Genomic DNA, 23,125 nt, shown 5'->3' with positions numbered 1-23,125 from the left:
CATCCTATCCTGCTATCTGGCGGACTGATTCCCTTTCAACAAGAGGCATCGGCACCAGTACCGTCTCAGGCTCCAGGGCCGTTCTGTTCGTGATGGCATCGGCGAGTAGCTGCATCCCAATCTCCCCCATCTCTTGGTACGGGAGCCTCATGGTGGTGAGCTGAGGATGTACGTAGGTGGCCAGCAACTCGTCGTCGAAAGACATAATCGAAAGATCATCCGGAACGGAGAGCCCACGAACTTGCGCCGCTTGAAGGGCACCGAAGGCCACGCGATCATTGGCGGCGATCAGTCCGGTAATCTCCGACGAATCGAGGATTCTCAGGGTTCCCTCGTAGCCGAACTCTGGTTCCCACCCGGAGCCGTAAACCTCCTGCGTCAGCGAAAGCCCGGCCCCCTCCAGAACATCGTCAATTCCGCGCATGCGTTCGGGAATGGTGGCCGAGAACGTGGGATCCTGATGATCGCTAGACCGCCCGATCATGGCGATCTTCTTGTGGCCATGCTGAATCAGGTAGTTCGCGGCGTCGCGTCCGGCTTGATATTCGTCTGGGAGCACTGCGGGCATTCCGGGCGCCGTCCCATTGATCAGAACGATGGGTACGCGAATATCGAGGGATGGAAGCTCAATCTGATGCGCGCGCATCTGCCCAAAGATGAGGCCATCTATTCTCCGTTCGAGCAGTGCTTTAACCGCGCGGTCCTGCTTAGCCGAATCGGTCTCTGCTTCAGCCATCATGACGGCGAAACCGCGGCGGGCCGATTCGTCCAGCAAGCCGCGAATCATCGCGGAAGCATAGCGCGTGAGCGTCACCTCATCCGAGACGAAGCCGATAGCGTCCGTGCGCCCCGTTCGCAGGCCGCGAGCGTTAACGTCTGGCGTATACCCAAGCTCTGCGGCCGCGGTCCGAACTCTCTCAGCCGTCCGCTCCGGAATGCGGGACTCTGGGCGTTCATTCAGCGCCATGCTGACTGTAGCGGCGGACAGTCCGGTGTGGCACGCGATGTCCGCGAGGGTTACCCGTTTTGCCACGTTGATCTCCCAATCTTCACGGATCACAGTCTAACGGGAGCGAGTTGCCCACTTCACCATCGGAGAACTCATTCCACAATAGTGGGCAGGCGGGAGACAATGGGCCTATGTCGCAATTCATGGACTGGGTTCTGGATGTTGCCGCCTCCCACCCTGATTTAGAGGGCGCGTTTGTTGACGCGGACGGGGAGTGGCTCGATGTTTTGTTGGCCGATGGGCGCGCATTCCGCTTCCGCCCTAGCCAGATGATCGATGAATCCAAGCCCGAGGAAACTAGGCGTAGCCTCCTGAATAAGCTGTTGAAGATCGGCGTACAACAGGCCGATAGTGCGGTGGCCGAAGGCGAGGGCGGTGCGGGTGCCAGCACGCCTGCACGTGAATCTAGCGATCCCGGCGATACTGGCGATGCCAATGCTTCCGGCGATTCGGTGGAGCTTGCCGATGCCGAGCCACAGGATCAAAGCGCACGCCCCTCCCTGAGCTCCGTGTTTGATGCAATCATGGGGGCGCTCACCTCGCAGAATCCGCTGACTGCTGGACTGGGTGCGGGCCCCGAAACCAAAGAGGACTCGCTCGTGGTTGGCGACGACGAAGAGGAGCACGACGGCCAGATCCGCCGCCTCCCGATCGTGCGCCCCGCGGACTACTTCCTACCCTCCCATGACCGCGAGCGCGACGATTCCATGGTGTACATCCCACTGACGGAGTTCATTGGCGTGGGCTTAGCCGAGGATCATCCCGATACCATCCAGCCCCTGTTCTTCTCCGATCTTGCCGAGCGGGCCATCGCGCCCGAGCTTGGCCCCCTGTTCGTTGACGCCGTGGAGGAACTCCGCCAGCTCAACTTCAGCGAAGGCCAGGCTGGCATCGAGCTGGGAATTGCGGACGTGGCTGGAGCGCGCGTTTTCTGGCTCACCTCGCCGAATAACTACCAGAGTTCATGGTTCGCCGATCTGGACATGGCCCAGACTATCTCCGATTCCCTTGTTCAGGAGTATCCGGATTCGCTCCCGCTCTTCATCCCCGCGAGCCGTACGTCGTTTTTCGCGGTCATGGCCGATGATCCCCGCCTCCCGAAGTTGATGGAGAAGCTTCGAGGCCATGAGAACGACGACGACGCCCTATATCCCCTCCCCCATACCGTTGCCTCGGACGGGTGGAAGGAATGGATCCCAATGTCCGATCATCCTGCTTCAAAGGTTCTGGAGGAGCTTCGGACCACCTACCGCAAGCGGATGTATGACTGCCAGACCAAGGAGATCGCGGCGTGGGAGGGCACACAGATGGAGCTTAAGCCCTATAGCGTTCACCGGCTCCGTTCGGGCCGCTGGGTTTCCAACTGCCAGTATTCGACTCTAGATCAATCGGCCTCTCTACCACAGACCGATTTCATCACCTTTGTGCGTAAAGGCAGCGGACTGCCGTGGGATGAGGACGAGGGTGAAACCGTGACGATCCGCTTCCACGTCGCCCGCGACGTCTGGCCCGAAGGATTCAGCAAAGCAGAGGGCGTGTGGCCCCCGCGTTGGGACGTGAGCGGATTCCCCACGCCCGACCAGCTCAAGGAGCTCCACGAGGCGGCGCACCGCAACTACTAGGGTTGTGATGGAACGTACGCTATGCACTCTTGGCGCGTAGGCCCTTTGTCACTACTATTGTAAGTGTCCAAGAAACATTGGACAGCACATGGATGTGTAGGAACATCCCGGTGCTCCTACATGTCCTCAACATAGGAATAAAGGAGCACAATAATGACTGCAATCGCAGCAACTTCAGTTCGCACACCGGCCGTAGTCCGGACCGCCACAGTCGAGTCCAAGGGAAGCATTCGCCTTGGCGTTATTCTCGGCCTCATGACCCTGTTCTTCTTGGTAGCCTTCGCGGGTGCCCTGGCAGAAGCTTCAGGCGTTGTGATTGGCGCTGGCGTTATGACGGCCATCCTCTCACTGGTACTAGTTGCTGGCACCATCAAGGATGCTATCGACTCCCCTGTTGCCTAAGTAGAGGAAACAGCTAGAACCGAGATTGCGCGTTAACGGCAACCAACACAATCTCACCAGATAATTCGGGCGGTACAGCGAAGTACCGCCCACTTTTTTATCCTTTTGCATCCAGACTTCCAGAAACTGGGGCCGTCACCCAGCTACAGGCAACGACCCCAGTACACCCTAGAGCGACATATCTACAACGCCTCGGCCCTGGATCTCGCCCTTGCGGAGCAGATCGTAGCCCTCAGCCACTTCGTCAAGAGAGAACCGCCGCGTAACGATCTCCTCGTAATGGATCGAGCCGTTGGAAGCCATACGCACCACCTCAGGAAGGTCCTGCCGGGTGAGCGCACCGTATGAGCCCAAGATGGACTGCGAACGGCGAACCGTCCGGTTGATCTCAACCTCGGCCGTCTGCACACCAGCTCCAAGCCCGATGGGAACCATACGCCCGCCATCACGCAAAGCATCAAGTGCCGAATTCCATGTTTGTGGACGGCCAAGTGCCTCAAACGCCACGTCAACACCGCGCCCACCAGTCTTGGAGAACACAGCTTCCCGAACGTTTTCCTTTGCAGAGTTCACAACGTCGGTTGCCCCGAGCGCACGTGCCGCTTCGAGCTTTTCATCGGAAACATCAATCGCGATGATCTGTTTGGCGCCGAACGCCTTGGCAATCTGGATGATATTAGATCCGACACCGCCCGTTGCCACCACGGCCACCGATTCTCCGTACCGGAGATCCGCACCGCGGCGTACTGCTCCGTATGCTGTCATGGCTGCGCAACCGAGGATCGCACCGGATACGGGATCGATATTCTCCGGAACCGGAGTGACGGAGGTCGACGGAATCACGCAGTATTCCGCTAGGCCGCCCATGGAGTACATAGCGATGGGTGAACCGTCCTCTTCGAAGAGTCGTGTTTCGCCGTCATACAACTTGCCCTGAATTCGATTGAGGTCAAAGAAAGGCGCACATAGATCGTCGCGGCCCTCTGCACACGCCTCGCACTGTCCACAAGGCATGAGGAAGGCACCAGCAACCCGCTGCCCAACCTCTAGCTCGTTGTGCTCGTTACCCGGTCCAACCTCTACGATCTCGCCCGCCACCTCGTGCCCGAGGACACATGGAAGTGGGAAAGCAATCGCCCCGCCAATAACGTGAAGGTCTGAGTGGCACAGTCCGCACGCACTCACCTTCACCAATACTTCTCCGGCGCGGGCCCGGGGAGTGGGTATCTCCTCAACCTGCAAGCCCTTGTCATAATCCCTCAGTACCGCTGCCCGCATTGTTGACGGAATTTCTACGGCCATCTCGTCCTCCTTGACTAGGAAAGTCTCAGCCATCCAAAACGCCGGCTCTGACGTTCATCACCTGGCCTCATCAGCAAGCGTACCTACAATTTCAAGCCTTTTCATCTAATTGTTACAACAAATAGCTAAATTTACGGTAGTGCTTCGAGATTTACATGCAATAGTGCGACTAACGTCCCCAACCAGTTCGGTCATAAACAGACGATGTGTGCTAACGAACCGCCAGACTCTCATTCGATTGACCAAGATTGCGAATCCTTGTACTGTCATTATAAGTTTCTTGGTCATGGCTCCATCGCCGCGGCCATCCCTACAACGAGGTGACGGGTAATCATGAGTAATCTTTCTCAATCATTTGTGGAGCTCTGCCAGCATTTTGACGGGCTAAGTCAGCCAGAGCTCTTGGCCGAGGTTCACGATCAAGAGAAGAATCTGCGCTTCGAATCCCTCGATCTAGACACCATCTGGGAGATCGGTACGAGCATTCGCTCGATAGCTCGTACCGAAGACCTGCCGGTGGCGGTGGATATACGGGTAGGAACACAGACGATCTTCCATACGGCTCTGCCAGGCGCAGGAACTACTAACGATTGCTGGGCACGCCGAAAGGGCCGCGTTGTAGAACAGTACACGCAGTCATCCCTCCGCGTAGGCCTCACTTACGAACTCAATGATGGTGAGGGAGGATTCGATGAGCAAAGCAAGCTACCCGCGGAAGATTATGCCGCTCATGGCGGCGCGTTTCCTCTCCTGCTCACCAGTGGTCTTTCACTCGGCTATGTTGCTGTTTCGGGTTTGGCGGCAGCACATGACCATGCGCTTGTTGTAACTGCCCTCTCCTCAGTACTTCACAAGTAATCAGATCACTATGATCAACATCGCCATCATCGGAGCCGGCAAGATCGCAGCCGTACATGCAGATGCGGTACGCCGCTGCAAACTGACGAACCTTACGTGGATCACCAATCGGACGATCGAAAAGGCCCACGCGATTGCTGGCCCCGGTGTCAAAGTAAGCTCCGATGCCTACGCAGCAATCAAAGCCCCTGACGTTGACGCGATTATCATTACCACCATCACCGAAACCCACGTTGCATACATTCTCGCCGCAGTTCATGCGGGCAAAGCCGTTCTATGCGAGAAACCTGTAGACCTTGATCTGGACCGTGCACGTAAGTGCCTTGAACGGGTTGAGGACTTTGGTGGGCAGGTACAGATGGGTTTCAACCGCCGCTATGACCCCAGCATTCTCGAAATTCACGAGCGGATAAGCGCCGGGGAGATAGGCACACTCGAGCAGCTGACGCTCATTTCACGCGATGAGTTCCCGCCACCCTTAGAGTACGTTCCACTCTCTGGTGGGATTTTCAAGGACATGATGATCCACGAGCTGGATCTGGCCCGCTTCTTCTTGGGCCTGATCGAATCCATCCATGCAGTGGGCCAGAACGTCGTGGACCCACGAGTCAAGGAGCTGGGAGATTTCGACGGTGCCGTTGCCGTGCTGAGGGCCAAATCAGGCGCAATCGGCACGATCATCAATGACCGCCGGTGCGTCTATGGCTGGGATCAGCGCATCGAGGCATTCGGCTCACTGGGTTCACTGTCCATGACGAACCAACACGCAACCTCGGTTGTATCATCGGGTACGAACACTACGAGCGCCCATGGCCGCGTAACGAGCAACAACGCACAACGATATGGTGCTGCATTTGAGGCACAGGTTGCCGGTTTTGCTCGCGCACTAGATAAGGGGAGCCCGCTCTCCCCCAGCCTTCAGGACGGTGTAGAAGCACTCGCCCTCGCTGAGGCGGCAACCATCCAAGCCCACAACACACCCGCTACGGTCCTAGGCTGACCACACACCATGCTCCCTGTTTACGATCTCGCGACTTCCGGCTGGGTAATCCTTATCCTGGCCGGCTTGCTCATTGGTATTGCCAAAACTGCCCTACCCGGCCTCGCAACACTAGCGGTAGCGATGTTCGCTGCCGTGCTACCCGCCAAAGAATCCACCGCCGTGATGCTGATCCTTCTGCTCGTGGGCGATCTTTTGGCCGTGTGGGCGTACCGGCACGATGTGGATTGGAAGGCACTGCGTTTCGTCGTGCCCCCAGTTTTCATTGGACTTATTGCCGGCGCAATCGTCCTCAACTTTATTTCTGACGGTGGTATGCGCAAGATGATTGGCATTATCTTGCTGGCACTCACGGCGATCACGCTTCTCTTAATGTTCAACGGGAAACGTAAGGACCGCATAACGAAAGAGCTTGCGGACGGGACCACTTCGTCGTCGTCGGAAAAATTCGCCAAAAACCCCATCGCGCGGTGGATCTACGGCTTCATCGGAAGCTTCACAACGATGGTCGCGAACTCCGGCGGGCCACCCATGACGATGTACTTCCTTGCCTCCGGGTTCGACATGGTGCGATTCCTCGGCACTCAGGCGTGGTTCTTCTTCATTGTGAACATCGCGAAGGTGCCGTTCCAGGCCACGCTGGGGCTACATTCTGCACACTCGCTCTCCTCCGACCTCCTTCTGATACCAACGGTGATCGTGGGTGCGGCCCTCGGGCGGTGGCTTATCAAACGGATGAATCCCGCAATCTTCAATCCGCTCATCATCGTGTTGACGGTACTCAGCTCCGTCTATCTGCTGTTCTGAGCCGGCCACTCTTCACCACACTGAAGGAATAACATGAAAAGGCCTCGGTATTTTGGACGGCGCCTCACGCTACTTGTGCTTGGCCTCATCATCATCGGCTTTGCCAGCTCCCTTCTTGTGAACAGCGGACTTGGATCAGACCCCTTCAATCTGCTGGCACAGGGGGTCTCGATACACACCGGTTTGCTCGTAGGCACCATTGCGAATATCAATCAGGGCGTTTTGCTCATCGTTCTGCTCCTGACCGCACGGCAGCACATTGGAATCGGGACAGTCCTCGGCGTCCTGCTCATTGGCAGCACAGTGAACGTCTGCACCTTAGCGTTCGGACAGTGGCTGCTCGATTCCCACCTTGGCATCCGAATAGCGGCCGTCATTATTGGACCTTGCGTTATCGGGTTCGGCTTAGCCCTAGTGCAGCTTGCCCATCTTGGTATGGCCCCCAACGATAACGTTCCCCTCGCAATCTTCGAACATCAGCGACGATTCCAATACCGCACCGTACGAGTCGCTTACGACGCCACACTCTTTACCATCGGTGTGCTCATGGGCGGAACGTTCGGATTCGGAACAATCGCCTGCGTATTCCTTTTAGGGACCTCGCTCCAATTTTCGCTGCGGATCCTAGATCGAGGCAAGTTCTTGCGCTTCGGGCCTCCGGCGTAGTCGAGGTTGCTGACCGAAACTGCACTGGCTGATGTGCTGGAGGGTCCCGCGCAGTAAGCGCAGGACCCTCCACCATCACCCCATGAGGTTCAACCTCCTCGGAGTTCAGGGACAGAATATGGAGTTCTAGATCCCTGTGGTTTCCTTGATGTACTTCCGTGCCATCGTGGCGTAGGTGAATGGATTCGCCTTGGCGGGATCCTGTTCGGCCTCCACAACGAACCAGCCCTCGTAATCCGAATCCTTGAAGAGGCTCATGACAGAGGCTACGTCCACGATCCCATCCCCTGGAACAGTGAACACGCCGTTACGGATAGCACCAAGGAAGGACTGCTTCTCCGCGTGAGCCTGCGCCAGTTCTGGGCCGCGAATGTCCTTGAGATGCACATGGATGATCCGATCCAGATAGCGGGTCGCGATATCCATCGGGTCCTCACCGGAAAACACGAGGTGGCCGGTATCTAGCAGCAGGTACACCTTGGATGGATCGGTCGAAGCCATGAGGCGATCGATCTCCTCGGTGGTCTGCACACCCGTACCCATGTGATGGTGGAATGCGATCTTCAGACCGTAGGGGGCGGCAACGTCCGCCAGCTTCTCTAGACCTGTAGTCAGGCGATCCCATTCTTCATCGGTAAAGACCGGCTTTTCATCGAAGATCGGGGTTTCAGTCTGGCCCTGGATCGAGTGTCCCTGCTCGGATACCACCACGCACTTAGAACCCATCGCCTGAAGGAACTTGCATTGATCGATGAAGTCCTTCTCAGTTTCCTCGTAGGGCTTCGTCGTGAGGAACAGCGAGGTCCAGCAGGACGTCACGCGGAGCCCGCGCGGGTCTAGATAGGAATGCAGTTCGGCGGGGTCGCGCGGGTACTTGTGTCCAATCTCGGTTCCCGTGTAGCCCGAAAGTGCCATTTCGGAGATGCACTGCTCAAATGTGTTCTCATCGCCCAATTCGGGCATATCATCGTTCGTCCAGCCGATCGGGTGGATTCCCAGTTCAATCTTGCTCATTATTCTTCCTTTACTTCGTTGTATAGATCGATACTCTTACTTGGCGAACTTTCCGCCTGGCTTTCCAGATACGAGAATCTGCATGTTGTCGCGAAGTGCCCCAGCTACCAGATTGAAATCGAGTTCTTGGGTCTTATCGCAGAAGATCTCCGAGGTCCACCACCCGTCATAGCCAGTGGCCTTGACGGAATCCACCCACTCTTGCAACGGGATATCACCTCCACCAGTCCAGATGTTGCGGGAGATGGCCTGATCGGGGACCTCGCCTGCGGGTACCGTGAGGCCGTCGCATACATGAACCGCGTGGATAATCGACGGATCGAGCTTGGCCACATCCTCGGGCGTATCGCCGGCAACAAAGAAATGCCAGAAATCAACAACGATCCCGAGATTGTCACGCTTGGCTAACTCGAGGATCTGCAACGCTTGAGGCAAAGCGTTGACCGGTGCCCATCCGAGTGGCTCGATAAACAGGCCAAGGCCGTGATCCTTTGCAATGTCCGCGGCTAGGCCGATGCGCTTGGCCGTCTTCTCGATGAGTTCCTTTTCCGGCACGCCGAGCAGGCCGCGGTAACGAGGATCGTTCGCAGCGAGCTTGCCCGCCTTGAAATCCTTAACCACCTGAACGTCCACCGGACCTGTGCACATCTGAAGCGTTGGCGCTCCGAAAAGCTGGGCTTGGCTTGCTAAGCGCTCGGCCTCAGCACGGAAAGCATCATCTTCCATTTCTTGCAGGGCACCGTATGCTGATACCTCGATGCCATCGAGCATAGGGACCACGCTTTCGGCGGTGTACCCGGCTTCGAGGTAGCGATCCATTTTCGGGTTCTGAAGCTCGATGCCGTCGAATCCGACTTCCTTAGCCACCTTGATGTCATTGACGACGTTTCCGAAGAAGGTGGACGTCACGTTCATTGAGAGTTTCATAGTGCTCCTTTGATTCAGTGTGGGCGTTAGAGTTGCACGGCCTTTCCGGTTGTGAGAGCCTCGGTGGCTGCTTCCGCGATGCGCTGAGCACGCAGGCCGTCCTCGAGGGAAGGCGATGGAGCCTCTCCCTTCTCTAGTGCATCCACGAAGGCATCGAGAGCCGCACGATAGGTGGGCTCAATTCGTTCGAACCAACCCGCATGCATTCCGTTGGTAGAGATCTGATCTTTGGAGTACCGATTGACCCAACCAGTGCGTTGACGCCCGGCCTCAACCATGGACTTCGATCCGTTCACCTCGATCCGCTCGTCGTAGCCATACCCGATGCGCCGCTGGGCATCGATCTGACATAGTGCACCGTTGGAGAGCTTAAGGATGGCAACGGAGGTATCAACGTCCCCCACCCCCGCAACCTGAGGATCAACCAAAGCTGAACCCATAGCGGAAACCGATACCGGCTCCAACCCCGTGATCCAGCACATGAGATCGAAGAAGTGGACGTTCTGATCGCGCATCTGGCCACCCGATACCTTGAGGTACTCGATCGGTGGCAGCGATGGGCCACGCGAGCTCAGCTCAATGAGTTCTACATCGCCGATTTCACCGGAGAGTACGGCCTCGCGAATGGCCTCGTTCGACGCATCGAACCGGCGGTTGAGATCGATCATCACGGGCACGCCCGCTTCCTTGGCCACGGCCGCGGCGTCTTGGGCTACCTCGTAGCTCAGATCGATAGGCTTTTCGAGGAATACAGCCTTGCCAGCGCGGGCTGCCGCCTTGAGCAGGTCTGCATGCGTGTTCGTCGAGGAGGCGATCAGCACGGCATCGATCGAAGTATCCCCGAGGATCTCCTCGATCGTGGCGGCGGCGGTGGTGCCAAACTTTTCAGCCGCTGCCTGAGCCCGGGCCGGATCTGCATCATAGACGCGAGCGAAATTGACGCTCGGATGCTCGGACAGATTCTTGGCGTGGACCTGGCCGATAAAGCCAGCGCCGAATTGAGCGATATTGATCATTTTGATGTCCTATCAGTTGTACTGTTCTTGGAACTGGATCTCGAGTTCTTCGAGCGAGTGATATTTGGTTTCTGGCACGAACTTGACGAAGAAAGCGATCGCTGGCGCGCCGATACATCGTTTCGTTTCACATGGTTGCGCTGAATCATCACGTACATCGAGGTCAGCATCTGCCGCGACGCCCGCTTTAGACATTTCTTCAGCTCGCATTGTGCTCCTTTGCATGCGACCGATTCGGCCTTTGTTTTCACTTTTCCGCAAAAGCTACGGGACCAGTACGTGATCCACGCTATTGACGCGCGTCACCTACAACGTCAAGGCTAGCGTATAAATAGGCTATGTCAAGCCCGAGATCTCTTATATTTACCTTTTGATTTCGACATTGAAGCGTGTCAACGTTGTCAGGGCCTTGCTCCCGTAGGTTAAATGTGCGCACAATTCAGAAATCTGCAGCCGTCTGAAGTCTGTCTCGCCAACACCTAGGATAAGTTCAAGCAGAGCGTCAAAAGTGCAGCACAGGAGAGGAGGCGCAATGTACACGGCTGTCACCCAAGCTGAAGTTGCGCGTCAAGCGGGTGTATCGCGCACTCTGGTATCCATGGCACTCTCCGGCTCCCCGCGTGTGGCCGCCGAAACCCGGCAGCGCATCGAAAAGGTTGCCGCCGAATTGGGATACACGCGCGACCTTTCTGCCGCAACCCTCGCTTCGGCCTCTAACTCGCCCATCATCGGGATAGTGGCTCCAAACTTCAATAATCCATTCTTTCAAGACCTCATTGCTGCACTAGATGCCAATGCCGAAGAATCCGCACTACTTCCCCTTGTTGCCACCGCCGACAATGATCCTGCGAAGGAAGCGAACGTTATCCGGCGATTCCGGGAGCTACGCGTGCGAGGCCTCGCCGTGTTCAGCCCGGGGTTGGATCGCAAGGATCTTGTTGAGACAGGCTCCAAAATTCCGCTCGTTGTTATTGGCGATAGCGATATCGGCGGCAAGGTGGATTCCATCCGACTCGACGAGGCGGCCGCTGCTCAATCAGTATTGGAGCACGTGCGAACACGCGGATGGAAAGAGGCCATCTACCTCGTGGATGTCGCAACCGAGCATGACCGCGGCCTCGATCGCCGACGCAGTGCACTCGCCGCCCAAGCCACCGCCCTCGGTGTCAAACTGGACGTGCTCGAGTTCTCATCGGGTATTGATGCCACCATCTCACACGCGATGGCAAATCAAAGTCAGTCGCGAACCGCATTCATCTGCCATAACGACTTCCTGTCGATGGAAGTCATTTCTGCGCTTCGCGGTGCGGGCCTCCGTGTAGGCAAGGACGCTGCCGTCATCAGCTACGACAATACCCGCCTGGCAGCCGAATTTGCCGGCAACTTTACCTCAGTGGACCAAAAGCTAGAGCGGCAAGCACAAGCAGTACTCGAACTGATCAACTCGCGTGCCGAATATTTCGATCGGGAGGCTCGAGAGCTGGTGTTCCCGCCCCGTCTGGTCAAGCGGTCGTCGTCGTAACGAGAAGACTCTTGCAGTTCAGACCGTGTCGTGGGTGGTTTGCCCAGTGACTCTGGCGACATCGTGCCACTGGCCATCAGTCGCTGATAGAACAGTCGCCTCGTCCACCTCAGCTGCAGCCCAACCATCTGCGGCCGAAGGCGCCAACTGCCTACCCGTCGCGACCGATTGAATAAACTGTGCCGCTTCAACCGTCTTCAGATCATCGAAACCCATGCTCACACCGGCGCCGGGTTGGAAGAGGGAGAAAGACGGGAAGTCTGGGCCGGCCATCACGCGCGTGTACCCCTGAAACTCATTCTCGAATCCGCAACACACCTCAAGCTCATTCATTCGCTCAAAGTTCCAGCGAAGCGATCCCGCGGTGCCATACACCTCTAGGGCATACTCGGCTCTTGGCCCGACAGAGACGCGCGAGGATTCGAGCGTACCCACAGCCCCGTTGTCCAATCGCACCATCATGGCGACGTAATCCTCGTTGCCCACGGATCCACGCTGATCGGAGACCTCCCAACCGCTGTGGCCGATTCCGGCCTTGGTGGGGACGGGGCGCTCAATGATGAACGTATCCGTCAGAGCGGACACAGAGGAGATCCGGCCACAGACGTACTGGACAAGATCTGCACCATGACTCATGAGATCTCCAACGATTCCGGCGCCAGCAAGCTTGCGATCATACCGCCACGTAAGTGGACCTTGAGGAGATGCAGCGTAATCGGCCAGAAGCCAGCACCTCATGTTGGTGATGCGGCCCAGCCGTCCGGCTCGAACCAACTCACGCGCCTTTTCAATGGCGGGCACGTGGCGGTAATTGAATCCGACGCAGGTTACAACTCCCGCATTCTGGGCCGCAACGGCGATGTCCTTTGACTGCTCAGCGGACACTCCCATGGGCTTCTCAATCCAGAAAGGCTTGCCCGCCTCAGCGGTTGCCAGCGCGATCTCCCGATGAAGGTAGTTCGGTGAACAGATTGAGACAATGTCAACCTCTGGATCTGCGAGAAGATCGTGGTAATCCTCGACTGCTCGCTCGAACCCCAGCGATTCGACGGCGAAGGCTCGATTCGCTTCGATCGGATCGCAGATGTTGACCAGCCGAATCTGCACGTCCAGTTCTGGGTAATGCTCCGTGAGTGCTTTGTACGACCGTGTGTGGAGGCGTCCCATCCATCCGAGGCCGATAACTCCGATTCCTAATACTTCTCTTGACATGAGAACTCTCCATTGAATTCGTTGCTTCTACCGGGGGCTGTCGCTCGATCATGGATTTCCACGCACAGTAGGGCCCCCGATACGCCATAGCGCTTCAGGGACCCTACCAGTACATCAGCGTCGTGGCCGACTTGACCTAGCCGAGCCGAGCCGCCGCCTTCAACAAGTTGGAGGCTGAGATCTTCAGGCCTTCGACATTGCCGTATTCGGCATCCTCGTGCTCGATGTTCACGACCATGTTGGGATTTACATCGGAGAGCGCCTTGAGGAAGTCGGCCCAGTACTGCTCATCATGGCCGAGGCCGAAGGCAACGAAGCGCCACGCCGGAGCCTCGGGCCACACGGAGCAGTCATGACCAACCGCGCACGGAGCCGAGCCAGCCGCCTCGGGCGGCAGGTGGCCGTAATCTGTATCCAGCACGCCACGGTAAGCGACCCCTGGGAAAACCTTCGTATCCTTGGCATGAACGTGACCAACGTGGGAGCCGAGGCGCTTGATGGCCTCGATCGGCTCAGCCTGCTGCCAGAACAAGTGGGAGGGATCCATGTTGACCTTGATATTGGTTGCACCAGTTTCATTGATAAGGCGCTCAAAGGCCGGGACGTTGAAGATGAGGTTACGGGGGTGTAGCTCTAGGCACACATCCACGCCATTGTCACGAGCAAGTGCATCGATTTCCTTCCAGAATGGCACTGCAACGGACCACTGGTAGTCCAGAATATCTAGATCAATGCCGTTCCAAGGGTTGACGATCCAGGTCGGGTACTTCGCTGTTGCATCAGTGCCCGGGGTGCCGGACATCGCGACGATTTCCTTGATACCGAGGGCTCCGGCGGTACGAATGCCACGCTTGAGCTCATGTGCCTGGATGATACCTTCCTCAGGCAGTGGGGAAAGGGGATTACCGGACGTGTTGAGGCCGGTCAGTTCAACGCCATGCTCCTCGAACACTCCGAGGTATTCGTCGCGGGCAGCCTGGGAGCCAAGCAGAACCTCGGCAGGGCAGTGCGGAGAAGGGATGAATCCGCCAACGTTGACTTCGGCACCGCTGAGGCCGGCATCCTTGAGGACGTCAAGGGCATCGCCAAGCGACCGATCGTGAAGACAAGCGGTGTATGCGCCGTACTTAAGCGACATAAGGAACTCCTATGTTCTTCGATTGATTCCGTTGGGCCTTCTGACTCAACGGTGTGAGATCGGTTGTCACGAGAACAAGCCAGACAAGCCTCCATTGGTTCCGATCTCAATACCTAACGCGCGTTAGCTACTATATTTAGAGTACATTGGTATATTTGTAAGGTCAATAGAGAATAGCGGGTATTTGCGAATCTCAAGGCACGGACATCCACCACCCGGGCCTTTGGCCCTATACCGGCGAATTATTGGTAAGCTCTCGCCAAAAGACTCACCACAACAAGGCACCGCACCCCCAGACACTCAGAGGATCCCATTGAAACAAAGGCCCACCCAATCCGATATTGCTCGCGCAGCGGGAGTATCGCGCGGTCTGGTGTCCCTCGCCCTGTCAGGATCGTCTGGCGTTAGCGAGGAGTCCCGTGCCCGTATCGTCACAATTGCCGACGAACTTGGATATGTACGGAACATCGGCGCAGCAGCCCTAGCCGGCAAGTTCCACTCCACGCTTGGCTTCGTGCTACCGGATCTCAGGAACCCGTTCTATGAGACGCTCGTAGCGGAGCTGCAGCAGAGCTCCACGGAGTTGGATCTCCTTCCCCTCATCGTGACGTCGCTGAATCGCTCCGATCACGAGGCCCAGGTGTTGCGCAAGCTTCAAGAGCTCGATGTTGCCGGCGTCATCGTCGTATCGCCGGTGGAACCTCCAGAAGAACTCATCAAGCAGGGGCGTTCCCTTCCAACCGTTGTAATCGGCGCTGGAGCTATCGGCGGAGCAGTGGACACCGTCCATATGGATGAAAATGCAGCAGCTCAACTTATCGCTGCGCATATCCGCGAACGTGGTTGGAAGCGCATCCTCCACCTCTCATCTGAGATTGACGACGGAAACGTGTGGGTAGATAACCGGCTCAAAGCTCTTGAAGTGGCACTGGGGCAGACTCCTCTGGACTCTGCCCTCATTCAGGCGGACCAACCGCTCTCTCCGCTCATCGCCCGCTTCGTCCCCCAGAATGAGGAACACTCGTTAGCAATTGTTGTGCACAATGACAGGCTCGCCATGGATGTGATCCCTGCGTTACACCGGCTGAATCTCACAGCGGGCAAGGACGTGGCGGTTATCAGCTACGACGATACCCATGTTGCTCAAAGGCCAGAATGGTCCTTGACGTCAATCCACCAAGACGCACATGAGCTGATCCAGACAGCACTCAACCACGTCAACCGCAGACAGAATGATGACAATGCCGTGGCGATCAACTCCATCGTTCAGCCAACCTTGACTGTTCGAACTACGTCCTAATCGTCACGGGAATAGGAAGTGGGCGCAGTTCCGAAGAACTGCGCCCACCGGACCACCCGTCAGATCTAAACCCAATGGAAATGAAGGAATGATCCTCATTTAGGAGTCAGCCACGATCTCCCAAATTTCTCACAGTGTACTCATCCCACTTGTTTGGGATGGATCCCAAGTCAGGAGTACTCCTTTTCGAGGCGCTCCTCGATCTCCTCGAGCGTGTAGATCTTCGTCTCGGGCACAACCTTCCAGTAGAAGAGGAATGCCACTAGGTTAATCGCCGCAAAGATTCCGTAGGTTATCGCACCGCCGAGGTTCTCGATCATCGGCGGGAACACTGCGGTCACGATAGCGTTCATGATCCAGAGACATCCAACGGCAAGCCCATTTCCAATACCACGAATCTTGGCGGGGAAGAGCTCACCCATGTAGATCCACACCACCGTGCCCGACTGCTTGATGAACACAAAGAGGGCAACTAGCACCAGAACCAGCCACGGAACCATCGCTGGCATATTCGCAGAGAAGGTGCCATCTTCCAGCTCGTACGGTGCAACACCAAAGGCAAACACTAGTGCTAGTGAGGACAGTGCGATGGTAATGCCAGCTTCTTGATACATTCCCACGTGGCGGCGCAGGAACCTTGCAACCGCCCATAGGCCCGTACCAGCACCAATACACGAAGCGATGCCCGTATAAACGTTCAGGGTGATGGAATCCGCCGAGCTAAAGCCCACCGCATGGAGAACCTTCGGCAAGTAGTACATAGCCGTGTTAATACCCGTGAGCTGATCAAAACAGCCCAGTGTAATGCCGATGAGCAGGATCTTCTTAGTCCACTTGGTGTTCCATGCCTGACGAAGAGTCCACTTTTCCGCCTCTTCCTCCTGACGATTGACCTCCACCATCTGTTCAATTTCGATGGCAACGGGACCGTCCTTCTCTTCATCGCGCAAACGCTTGAGAGCTCCGATCGCTTCCGGGTACCGGAAGTTCGCTGCATACCAGCGCGAGGACTCGGGAAGCATGCGGATACCGATCCACAGGGCAACAGCCGGGATCGTTGCCAGAACAAGCATGAGGCGCCATGCGTCACCGTTTCCTCCGGTGATGGTGAGCTGCTCGAGAATAGGGATTGCTTCGTCCCAAGACATGTGGCCGTCAGTGGTTTCTACCTGCGGCCCACCGTTATGGGAAGAAATCCATGCATTCATCGTGTAGGCAACGAGCTGACCAAACACGATCATGAACTGATCAATTGCCACTAGCGGACCACGTAGTCGCTTGGGCGCGCTCTCGGCAAGGAACACCGGAACCGTTGCGGAGGCACCGCCAACAGCAAATCCGAGGACTATGCGGAAGGGGTAGAGAACCCAGATATTCGGGGCAATAGTGCACCCAACTGTGCCGATGATGAACACGATAGCGAGCATCGTGATGTTGTGGCGGCGTCCCCAACGGTCCGACATCCGGCCACCAACAATTGCCCCGAGTGCCGCGCCGATTGCGAGGAGGCCTCCAATGAGGCCCTCCTCGAATGACGTCAATTGCAGTCCACCTGCATCAGTCGGCATGTGCATGAACGGCAACGCGCCAGCGATAACGCCAGTGTCGTAACCAAAGAGAAGTGAGCCAAGGCAGGCAACGATTGCCAGAAAGCCGAGGGAACGCTTCTTCCCCGAGGGGGGCGTATCCGCCACCAACTCCTCAATCTCTGCGGACGTCGGATCGCGCCGAATCGCCCCTTCAGGTGTAGCTGTCATGTGGATTAACCTCCATCCGAGCCCGCCTCCTGTTGGCGGGGCACTCATCATTGAGTTGAGCGCTTATAGCGATTGGAACGCTCTAAACCGAGGGTACATCGCTAACGGTTGTTTGTCCAGACAAAGTTTGAAGCAGTTTTTAAGTGACTCGCGACGCCAACACATCGGTACCTACTGTCATGCTCTTCCGTAATCCTATTTCATCCTCAGTGTGTATCACATCCTCAACAGCCTAGGATTTTCACAAAACTTGATGGAAGAGAAACCAAACCACCTCAAGAGCACATGCAGTTAGGAATACTTCCTTGTCATCTCAATCTTTGAGCGATACGCTACATTTATCAAACATTTGCCGTCATTCAAGGAGGAACAATGGCTGAAACACTTAGAGTTGGAATCATCGGTACCGGCGTCATGGGACAGGACCATGCACGAAACTTCGCTTCTGGAATTGCTGGAGGACGGCTCGTGGCCGTAGCCGACGTGAACACCGCAGCGGCCAGCAGCCTCGCGGCTCAAGCTGGAGCGGAGCACGTTTTTAGCAGTGGCGAAGAGCTCATCGACTCTGGTGAGGTGGACGCCGTGATCATCGCCGCACCTGATCGTTTCCACGCCGGGCTCACCATCAGAGCAATGGAGCGCGGCCTTCCCGTCCTATGCGAGAAGCCTCTAGCCCCTACCGCTGACGAGGCAGCAGGGGTTGTACACCGCGAGCGCGAGCTAGGCGAATCCCTCGTGACCGTTGGTTTCATGCGACGTTTCGATCCTGGCTACCTCGCTCTCAAGCAGCGTCTAGTGACCGGGATGGACGGAGCACTACTCATGTCTCACTCAGTCCACCGCAATGTCGATGCCCATCCAGATGGCACCTCATCAGACACCATCACGAATTCTGGCATCCACGAGATCGACACGATTCCTTGGCTGGCAGGTAGTCCGATCGCCCACGTTCAGTGGACAAGCGGTAAAGGATCTTCTCTCATCACCAAGCGCCTCGACCCCCAGTTCTACCTCATGACAGATGCAGCTGGCGTGCTCCATACAGTCGAAGTTCAGGTCCAGGCGCAATACGGCTACGATGTCCGCTGCGAGCTTGTGTGCGAGACAGCCAACGTAGAACTCCCACGGGTCCCAACATTGGTTGAGGAAAACCCCGTACTTGTCAGTAAGAATCTCACAGCATCATCGGCGTATCCCGCGGACTGGCGGCCGCGGTTTGCTGCCGCCTACCGTGCAGAACTCAATGCTTGGGTTCAGGCGGCCTCCGCCAAGCAGATCCCAGAAGGCGCAGCTACCGCAACAGACGCGCTGCGGGCAACAAACGTTGCCAACGCGCTTGTTGAATCCATGGAACGCGGCGGTGTCCAAGTAGCCGTCCCAGCCATTGAGGAGGTATTGGGCTAATGCGCATCGGAATGGTGACAGACTCCCTCGCGCATCTCCCCTTCGAGGAAATGCTTGACCAAGCCGCGACCCTACGTATCACAGATCTTGAGTTCCCCACCGGCGGGTGGTCTTCGGCCCCTCACATCAATGCTCGCGAGCTCCTTGCCGATTCAGCGGCGCGCCAACGCTTCGTGGGCGCAATCGAATCTCGTGGACTCCGCATCTCTGCTCTAAACGCCAACGGTAACCAGCTCCATCCAGTGATCGGACCGGAAATCGATCGCGTTGTTCGCAATGCCGTAGAACTCGCTTCTTTGCTCGGCGTCCCCACCGTTGTGCTCATGTCTGGATTGCCCGGCGGTGCAGCCGGGGACACAACCCCCAACTGGGTGACCACCTCGTGGCCGCCCGAGACCCAGACGATACTCGATTACCAGTGGAACGACGTGGCGATTCCGTATTGGCGTGAGCTGGCAGCTTTTGGTCAGGAACGCGGTGTTCGCTTCGCTATTGAGATGCACGGTTCCCAACTCGTCTACAACGCGGACACATTGCTACGGCTGCGATCCGCGGTGGGTGAGAATGTGGGCGCAAACCTCGATCCATCGCATCCGATGTGGATGGGTGCCGATCCGCTGGCAGTCGCCCGCGCTCTCAATGGCGCGATCTATAACGTCCACGCCAAGGATTCACGCTTCCAGCACCACGTTGTTGCTGCAAACGGAATCCTCGGAACCCAACCTCCCGAGCAACACGGGGAGAGGCCATGGAACTACGTCACCCTCGGTCTCGGATACCCAGGTGGCCAACAGTTCTGGGGCCAGTTCTTGTGCGAGCTGCGTTCAGCCGGCTACGACGGTACCCTCGCGATCGAACATGAGGACGTTGTCCTCGATTCAGTTGAGGGACTCGAGCAAACCGTCAACCTGTTGCGCGGCGTGCTCCCCGTCAAACCGGCAAGCTGGAAGCCTCAGGATATTTAGCGGGTTCTCTGAGTAGACCCTCGGGGGATCAACGTTGATGGCAGTGAGAGATTCTTGCGGTCACTCCGCTGTCCCTCGACTCGTTCTGTCAGAAAGTTCATCGCCTTCCGGGCGATCTCTTCGGTTTGCTGATCAATCGACGTCAGAGAGATCGCCGGCAGCGCCCCAATTCTGGTGTTGTCAAAACCGACGATTCCAATATCCTTACCAAGCGCTAGACCAAACTCACCAAGAACTCCGATCACCTCGATGGCGATCATGTCATTGTGGCAGACAATTCCAGTTCCGGCACCGAACTGCTCCAAGATTGAGCGGGCGGTAGCGGTAACGGCTTCTTTCGGCCTGAGGTAGCTGTGCGGTGCTTGGGCAACTTCGCCCATCACCTGCTCATAGCCGCGCCAACGCAGAACGGACGAATCCCCCGGAACGGGGCGATCGTACCCAAGGAAGATCACCCGTTCGTATCCCGCGTCAAGAAGATGCTCGGTAGCCATCCTGCCGCCAGCCACATCATCGGTATGCACCAAATCCGCATTCTCTGGACCAACGTTGCGCGTGACCAAAACCGTTGGTGTTCGAGAAGCAATCCCTTGAATCTGGTCCTCTTCAAGAAGTGGCGAGATGAGGATGAGACCGTCCACATTGAGTTCGCTGAATCGGGTTATGGCAATCGATTCCTCCGCGGTGTTCTCTCCCACGGGAGCGATGAAGGGGATTAAATTAGCGGTCTCGCAGTGTTGGCGGATCAGTTCCACGAGGTGAGAATGAAACGGGTTGTCCATGACCGAGAGAACGATCCCGATAAACCGAGTCCGGTTACTCGCCAGTGCACGTGCTGCAAGATTCGTGTGGTAGCCCAGCTCCTGCATTGCGGCATGGACAGCGTCTCGCTTCTGATCAGAAACGCGCGGATCATCACGAACTACGAGGGAAACAGTCTGCCGTGAAACGCCGGCAATAACCGCCACATCCGCCTGAGTTGGCCGCGAAGCCATGAGTCCCCCTAAATACTGATCCATACGATCGGCATGCAACTGCGGGGGGTGAAGTTAAGCTTCACCCCCGCAGCCACCACCAGCTGAACTATATCGCTACTGGTTAAACTCCTTCTTCAGGCGTTCAAGAACACGCACGTTCATCTCATCCGCCCACTCATGCCACCCGAAGATACACACAGAAAGAACCCCGTCAAAATTGATCTCCCGCAACGCACTGAAGACCTCATCCCACGGGACTTCGCCCTGGCCGATCTCATTGTGCTGGTGCACGCGAGCATCAACACCCGGAGGATTGATGATGTAACGATTACCGTCATTAGCAAGGTGATTGTAGGAATCGGAGATATGGACCTCTCGCAACTTCGGCGCAGCGGCCCTGATCATCTCACCAGCATTACCGAGGCCCTTGCTCAGATGGAAAGTATGCGGGGCGCAGTATTCGTAGCCCAACCATTCAAGGTTTGCGCCGCGAATGATCGCGTACGCCTCTTCCTGTGTTTCAACGAAATCGTAGGGATGGGCTTCCATATTGAGCGAGATCCCATAGTTCTCAAACACAGGGGCCAGCTCTTCAAGAGAGCGGTACCACTGTGCCTCACACTCTCCTGGGGTGTTCGGGTTCCCTGAGAACTCAGAAACAATCTCGCGAACGCCGATCTGGTCAGCGAGCTCCAGCAGGCGGCGCCAGTTACGGACCTGAGCCTGCCGTTCCGTTTCATCGGTCGAGGACCAGTTGAACACCGGATTGAGGGTACGAACCGTCACACCCGTATCCTTCGATGCCTGCTTCAGCTCCGCAACGAATTGATCGTCGCCCTTCGGGTAGTGGTGCCATAGGTGAAACTCAGTGTTCGGGGAAAGCTCAACGTGCTTGAAGCCAAGCTCTGCCGCCTTGTGCAGGGTCTGGGCCGTGGACATCGTGCGGTAATACATGTTCGGGTCTAGTGCGATATCAACCATGACATGCTCCTTTCATCTAGAGAGCGCCTCCCGAGCCGTGCGGTATAGCAGAACGGGCGGCGGCCGTCGTCGTCGACAATGTAATAACAAATCTAGCATAACGCGCGTTAGTTAAGAACCTCTGGAGGTAATCCCGCACCTTACGTAGCGAGGTGGGGCCCACACAAACGCGGGCCCTACCTACTCAACTATCAGGCGTAGAACGCTGGCTTCTCAATCATCTTGACAGCAACTTCCTTACCGCCATTCTCGAGGGATTCCAGACCTGCATCCACAACGCAGGTTGCTGCGTAGCCGTCCCACGACGATGAACCAGTGTGCTCATCGCGCTCAACAGCGCGAATCCACTGCTGGAACTCCTGATTAAACGCGTCCTGGAACCGATCCACGTGGCTCTGACAAATTGCGTGCTTATCAACCTGTCCAGTGCGAATGGCCGAGTGCTCCTGATCGGTTAGCCGGACCGTGCCGGCCTCCATAACCAGCTCACACTCAATGGAGTAGCCAAACTGGATATTGACGTTAACCTCATCGTCGATAAGGATGCCATTCTCCGTCTTGGCCACCAGGACAAGAGGATCCTGCAGGTGATCAAACTTCTTGGAGGTGGCGCGCGGAGTATCTACACGGACCGAAACGATCTCTTCGCCCAGCAGGTAACGGCACGTATCGATCTCGTGAATCGCCGTATCGTCAATCATGTTCCGAGTGGTGTAGTTCTCCGGGACGGAGGGGTTGCGATGGCGGCAGTGAACTAGGGTAGCGTAGCCAAGATCGCCACTGTTGAGAACATCGCGCATCTCGTTGTAGCCCTTGTCAAAACGGCGCATGAAGCCAACAGTGACCAGATGCTTGCCGGCCTTCTGCTCCGCCTCCATAATGGCGATGCAATCCTCGGGGGTGGTTGCCAGCGGCTTCTCGGAGAGTACGTACTTGCCAGCCTCGATTGCAGCGATAACGTCCGGTGCGTGCACCTTGCCGAAGGTGGCAATCAGAACCGCGTCCACATCCGGGTCAGCGATCAGCTCCGCGCCCGTACCGTAGGCCTTGGCACCCAGCGGTTCGGCAACGGCCTTCGCGCCCTCAATGTTGATATCAGCAACGGCCACGATCTTGCCGCCAGCTAGGTCGTTCTCAATACGATCTACGTGTGCGCGGCCCATGCCGCCAGCACCAATGAGTCCAATACGAACAGTCATTGTTTGTCCTTCTCTTCTATGAGTCAGTTTCTGCTTTACGTGCGTTC

At 56.8% G+C, this 23,125-nt stretch carries 22 protein-coding genes; 10 read left to right on the top strand and 12 right to left on the bottom strand.

Annotation, left to right across the window (positions count from 1 at the left end):
- Positions 1-4: 4 nt before the first annotated feature.
- Entirely contained in the window at positions 5-1,033 is a 1,029-nt protein-coding gene (locus DD236_RS00730) for a LacI family DNA-binding transcriptional regulator (RefSeq protein WP_165819778.1), read from the bottom strand.
- A gap of 107 nt (positions 1,034-1,140) precedes the next feature.
- On the opposite strand from DD236_RS00730, the gene DD236_RS00725 reads away from it, so the two are divergent.
- Positions 1,141-2,631 carry a hypothetical protein gene (locus DD236_RS00725; RefSeq protein WP_109092474.1) on the top strand — a complete coding sequence of 497 codons (1,491 nt, stop codon included), beginning with the start codon at positions 1,141-1,143 and terminating at the stop codon, positions 2,629-2,631.
- 153 nt (positions 2,632-2,784) lie between these two features.
- Positions 2,785-3,033, top strand: a complete 249-nt coding sequence (locus DD236_RS00720) for a hypothetical protein (protein WP_109092473.1) — start codon at positions 2,785-2,787, stop codon at positions 3,031-3,033.
- Between the two features lie 168 nt (positions 3,034-3,201).
- On the opposite strand, the gene DD236_RS00715 is transcribed toward DD236_RS00720, so the two are convergent.
- The gene (locus DD236_RS00715; protein WP_243409863.1) at positions 3,202-4,335 is read right to left on the bottom strand and encodes a zinc-binding dehydrogenase; all 1,134 of its coding nucleotides are present in this window, start codon (positions 4,333-4,335) and stop codon (positions 3,202-3,204) included.
- Positions 4,336-4,668: 333 nt separating this feature from the next.
- Here DD236_RS00715 and DD236_RS00710 point away from each other — a divergent pair, with 333 nt between their 5' ends.
- From DD236_RS00710 to DD236_RS00695, 4 genes are read left to right on the top strand one after another with little or no spacing between them, the layout of a single operon-like run.
- Positions 4,669-5,193: a heme-degrading domain-containing protein gene (locus DD236_RS00710; protein ID WP_109092472.1), complete on the top strand. Its 525-nt coding sequence runs from the start codon at positions 4,669-4,671 to the stop codon at positions 5,191-5,193.
- Between the two features lie 10 nt (positions 5,194-5,203).
- Positions 5,204-6,193: a Gfo/Idh/MocA family protein gene (locus tag DD236_RS00705; protein WP_109092471.1), complete on the top strand. Its 990-nt coding sequence runs from the start codon at positions 5,204-5,206 to the stop codon at positions 6,191-6,193.
- 9 nt (positions 6,194-6,202) lie between these two features.
- Positions 6,203-7,000 carry a sulfite exporter TauE/SafE family protein gene (locus tag DD236_RS00700; protein WP_109092470.1) on the top strand — a complete coding sequence of 266 codons (798 nt, stop codon included), beginning with the start codon at positions 6,203-6,205 and terminating at the stop codon, positions 6,998-7,000.
- Between the two features lie 33 nt (positions 7,001-7,033).
- Positions 7,034-7,666: a YczE/YyaS/YitT family protein gene (locus DD236_RS00695; protein ID WP_109092469.1), complete on the top strand. Its 633-nt coding sequence runs from the start codon at positions 7,034-7,036 to the stop codon at positions 7,664-7,666.
- Positions 7,667-7,792: 126 nt separating this feature from the next.
- Here the strand turns inward: DD236_RS00695 and iolE are convergent, their stop codons facing one another.
- Genes iolE through DD236_RS00675 form a run of 4 tightly spaced genes read right to left on the bottom strand, consistent with a single transcriptional unit; the run spans position 7,793 to position 10,833 of the window.
- A complete protein-coding gene (gene iolE / locus DD236_RS00690; protein WP_109092468.1) occupies positions 7,793-8,680 on the bottom strand; it encodes a myo-inosose-2 dehydratase in 888 nt (295 codons plus the stop codon).
- Positions 8,681-8,716: 36 nt separating this feature from the next.
- Complete coding sequence (locus DD236_RS00685) at positions 8,717-9,607, bottom strand: sugar phosphate isomerase/epimerase family protein (protein WP_109092467.1); 891 nt, start codon at positions 9,605-9,607, stop codon at positions 8,717-8,719.
- Between the two features lie 26 nt (positions 9,608-9,633).
- Positions 9,634-10,623 carry a Gfo/Idh/MocA family oxidoreductase gene (locus DD236_RS00680; protein WP_109092466.1) on the bottom strand — a complete coding sequence of 330 codons (990 nt, stop codon included), beginning with the start codon at positions 10,621-10,623 and terminating at the stop codon, positions 9,634-9,636.
- A 12-nt stretch (positions 10,624-10,635) separates the two neighbouring features.
- Positions 10,636-10,833, bottom strand: a complete 198-nt coding sequence (locus DD236_RS00675; protein WP_109092465.1) for a hypothetical protein — start codon at positions 10,831-10,833, stop codon at positions 10,636-10,638.
- A 322-nt stretch (positions 10,834-11,155) separates the two neighbouring features.
- On the opposite strand from DD236_RS00675, the gene DD236_RS00670 reads away from it, so the two are divergent.
- Positions 11,156-12,145: a LacI family DNA-binding transcriptional regulator gene (locus tag DD236_RS00670; RefSeq protein ID WP_109092464.1), complete on the top strand. Its 990-nt coding sequence runs from the start codon at positions 11,156-11,158 to the stop codon at positions 12,143-12,145.
- An 18-nt stretch (positions 12,146-12,163) separates the two neighbouring features.
- On the opposite strand, the gene DD236_RS00665 is transcribed toward DD236_RS00670, so the two are convergent.
- Together DD236_RS00665 and DD236_RS00660 are read right to left on the bottom strand one after the other, a co-directional pair.
- Positions 12,164-13,357, bottom strand: coding sequence for a Gfo/Idh/MocA family protein (locus DD236_RS00665; RefSeq protein ID WP_109092463.1), 1,194 nt, complete (start codon positions 13,355-13,357; stop codon positions 12,164-12,166).
- Between the two features lie 136 nt (positions 13,358-13,493).
- Positions 13,494-14,495, bottom strand: coding sequence for a sugar phosphate isomerase/epimerase family protein (locus tag DD236_RS00660; protein ID WP_109092462.1), 1,002 nt, complete (start codon positions 14,493-14,495; stop codon positions 13,494-13,496).
- A gap of 313 nt (positions 14,496-14,808) precedes the next feature.
- On the opposite strand from DD236_RS00660, the gene DD236_RS00655 reads away from it, so the two are divergent.
- Entirely contained in the window at positions 14,809-15,795 is a 987-nt protein-coding gene (locus tag DD236_RS00655) for a LacI family DNA-binding transcriptional regulator (protein ID WP_133246019.1), read from the top strand.
- A 170-nt stretch (positions 15,796-15,965) separates the two neighbouring features.
- On the opposite strand, the gene DD236_RS00650 is transcribed toward DD236_RS00655, so the two are convergent.
- Positions 15,966-17,552 carry an MFS transporter gene (locus DD236_RS00650; RefSeq protein WP_109092460.1) on the bottom strand — a complete coding sequence of 529 codons (1,587 nt, stop codon included), beginning with the start codon at positions 17,550-17,552 and terminating at the stop codon, positions 15,966-15,968.
- 372 nt (positions 17,553-17,924) lie between these two features.
- Between DD236_RS00650 and DD236_RS00645 the strand changes: the two genes are divergently transcribed.
- Positions 17,925-18,956: a Gfo/Idh/MocA family protein gene (locus tag DD236_RS00645; RefSeq protein WP_109092459.1), complete on the top strand. Its 1,032-nt coding sequence runs from the start codon at positions 17,925-17,927 to the stop codon at positions 18,954-18,956.
- Positions 18,956-19,921: a sugar phosphate isomerase/epimerase family protein gene (locus tag DD236_RS00640; RefSeq protein ID WP_109092458.1), complete on the top strand. Its 966-nt coding sequence runs from the start codon at positions 18,956-18,958 to the stop codon at positions 19,919-19,921. The genes DD236_RS00645 and DD236_RS00640 overlap by 1 nt, the downstream gene beginning before the upstream one ends.
- Here the strand turns inward: DD236_RS00640 and DD236_RS00635 are convergent.
- The 3 genes from DD236_RS00635 to DD236_RS00625 form a co-directional block, all read right to left on the bottom strand.
- Positions 19,918-20,916 (bottom strand): LacI family DNA-binding transcriptional regulator, encoded by a 999-nt coding sequence (locus DD236_RS00635; protein WP_207785640.1) that lies wholly within the window; start codon positions 20,914-20,916, stop codon positions 19,918-19,920. The two genes, DD236_RS00640 and DD236_RS00635, sit on opposite strands and share 4 nt — an antisense overlap.
- A gap of 96 nt (positions 20,917-21,012) precedes the next feature.
- A complete protein-coding gene (locus tag DD236_RS00630) occupies positions 21,013-21,879 on the bottom strand; it encodes a sugar phosphate isomerase/epimerase family protein (RefSeq protein WP_109092457.1) in 867 nt (288 codons plus the stop codon).
- Between the two features lie 191 nt (positions 21,880-22,070).
- Positions 22,071-23,078, bottom strand: coding sequence for a Gfo/Idh/MocA family protein (locus DD236_RS00625; protein WP_109092456.1), 1,008 nt, complete (start codon positions 23,076-23,078; stop codon positions 22,071-22,073).
- Between the last annotated feature and the right edge of the window lie 47 nt (positions 23,079-23,125).

Source organism: Ancrocorticia populi (assembly GCF_003123745.1).
Taxonomy (GTDB): domain Bacteria; phylum Actinomycetota; class Actinomycetes; order Actinomycetales; family Actinomycetaceae; genus Ancrocorticia; species Ancrocorticia populi.
The sequence above is the reverse complement of the archived record's forward strand: the minus strand, read 5'-3'. Positions and strand labels throughout refer to the sequence as shown.

Bases quoted from the DNA above. Each gene is read 5' to 3' on its own strand.
- DD236_RS00675 (WP_109092465.1), bottom strand. From the start codon at position 10,833: ATGCGAGCTGAAGAAATGTCTAAAGCGGGCGTCGCGGCAGATGCTGAC.
- DD236_RS00670 (WP_109092464.1), top strand. From the start codon at position 11,156: ATGTACACGGCTGTCACCCAAGCTGAAGTTGCGCGTCAAGCGGGTGTA.
- DD236_RS00645 (WP_109092459.1), top strand. From the start codon at position 17,925: ATGGCTGAAACACTTAGAGTTGGAATCATCGGTACCGGCGTCATGGGA.
- DD236_RS00660 (WP_109092462.1), bottom strand. From the start codon at position 14,495: ATGTCGCTTAAGTACGGCGCATACACCGCTTGTCTTCACGATCGGTCG.
- DD236_RS00685 (WP_109092467.1), bottom strand. From the start codon at position 9,607: ATGAAACTCTCAATGAACGTGACGTCCACCTTCTTCGGAAACGTCGTC.
- iolE (WP_109092468.1), bottom strand. From the start codon at position 8,680: ATGAGCAAGATTGAACTGGGAATCCACCCGATCGGCTGGACGAACGAT.
- DD236_RS00720 (WP_109092473.1), top strand. From the start codon at position 2,785: ATGACTGCAATCGCAGCAACTTCAGTTCGCACACCGGCCGTAGTCCGG.
- DD236_RS00630 (WP_109092457.1), bottom strand. From the start codon at position 21,879: ATGGTTGATATCGCACTAGACCCGAACATGTATTACCGCACGATGTCC.
- DD236_RS00725 (WP_109092474.1), top strand. From the start codon at position 1,141: ATGTCGCAATTCATGGACTGGGTTCTGGATGTTGCCGCCTCCCACCCT.
- DD236_RS00640 (WP_109092458.1), top strand. From the start codon at position 18,956: ATGCGCATCGGAATGGTGACAGACTCCCTCGCGCATCTCCCCTTCGAG.
- DD236_RS00695 (WP_109092469.1), top strand. From the start codon at position 7,034: ATGAAAAGGCCTCGGTATTTTGGACGGCGCCTCACGCTACTTGTGCTT.
- DD236_RS00700 (WP_109092470.1), top strand. From the start codon at position 6,203: ATGCTCCCTGTTTACGATCTCGCGACTTCCGGCTGGGTAATCCTTATC.
- DD236_RS00665 (WP_109092463.1), bottom strand. From the start codon at position 13,357: ATGTCAAGAGAAGTATTAGGAATCGGAGTTATCGGCCTCGGATGGATG.
- DD236_RS00625 (WP_109092456.1), bottom strand. From the start codon at position 23,078: ATGACTGTTCGTATTGGACTCATTGGTGCTGGCGGCATGGGCCGCGCA.
- DD236_RS00715 (WP_243409863.1), bottom strand. From the start codon at position 4,335: ATGGCCGTAGAAATTCCGTCAACAATGCGGGCAGCGGTACTGAGGGAT.
- DD236_RS00680 (WP_109092466.1), bottom strand. From the start codon at position 10,623: ATGATCAATATCGCTCAATTCGGCGCTGGCTTTATCGGCCAGGTCCAC.
- DD236_RS00710 (WP_109092472.1), top strand. From the start codon at position 4,669: ATGAGTAATCTTTCTCAATCATTTGTGGAGCTCTGCCAGCATTTTGAC.
- DD236_RS00650 (WP_109092460.1), bottom strand. From the start codon at position 17,552: ATGACAGCTACACCTGAAGGGGCGATTCGGCGCGATCCGACGTCCGCA.
- DD236_RS00635 (WP_207785640.1), bottom strand. From the start codon at position 20,916: ATGGCTTCGCGGCCAACTCAGGCGGATGTGGCGGTTATTGCCGGCGTT.
- DD236_RS00705 (WP_109092471.1), top strand. From the start codon at position 5,204: ATGATCAACATCGCCATCATCGGAGCCGGCAAGATCGCAGCCGTACAT.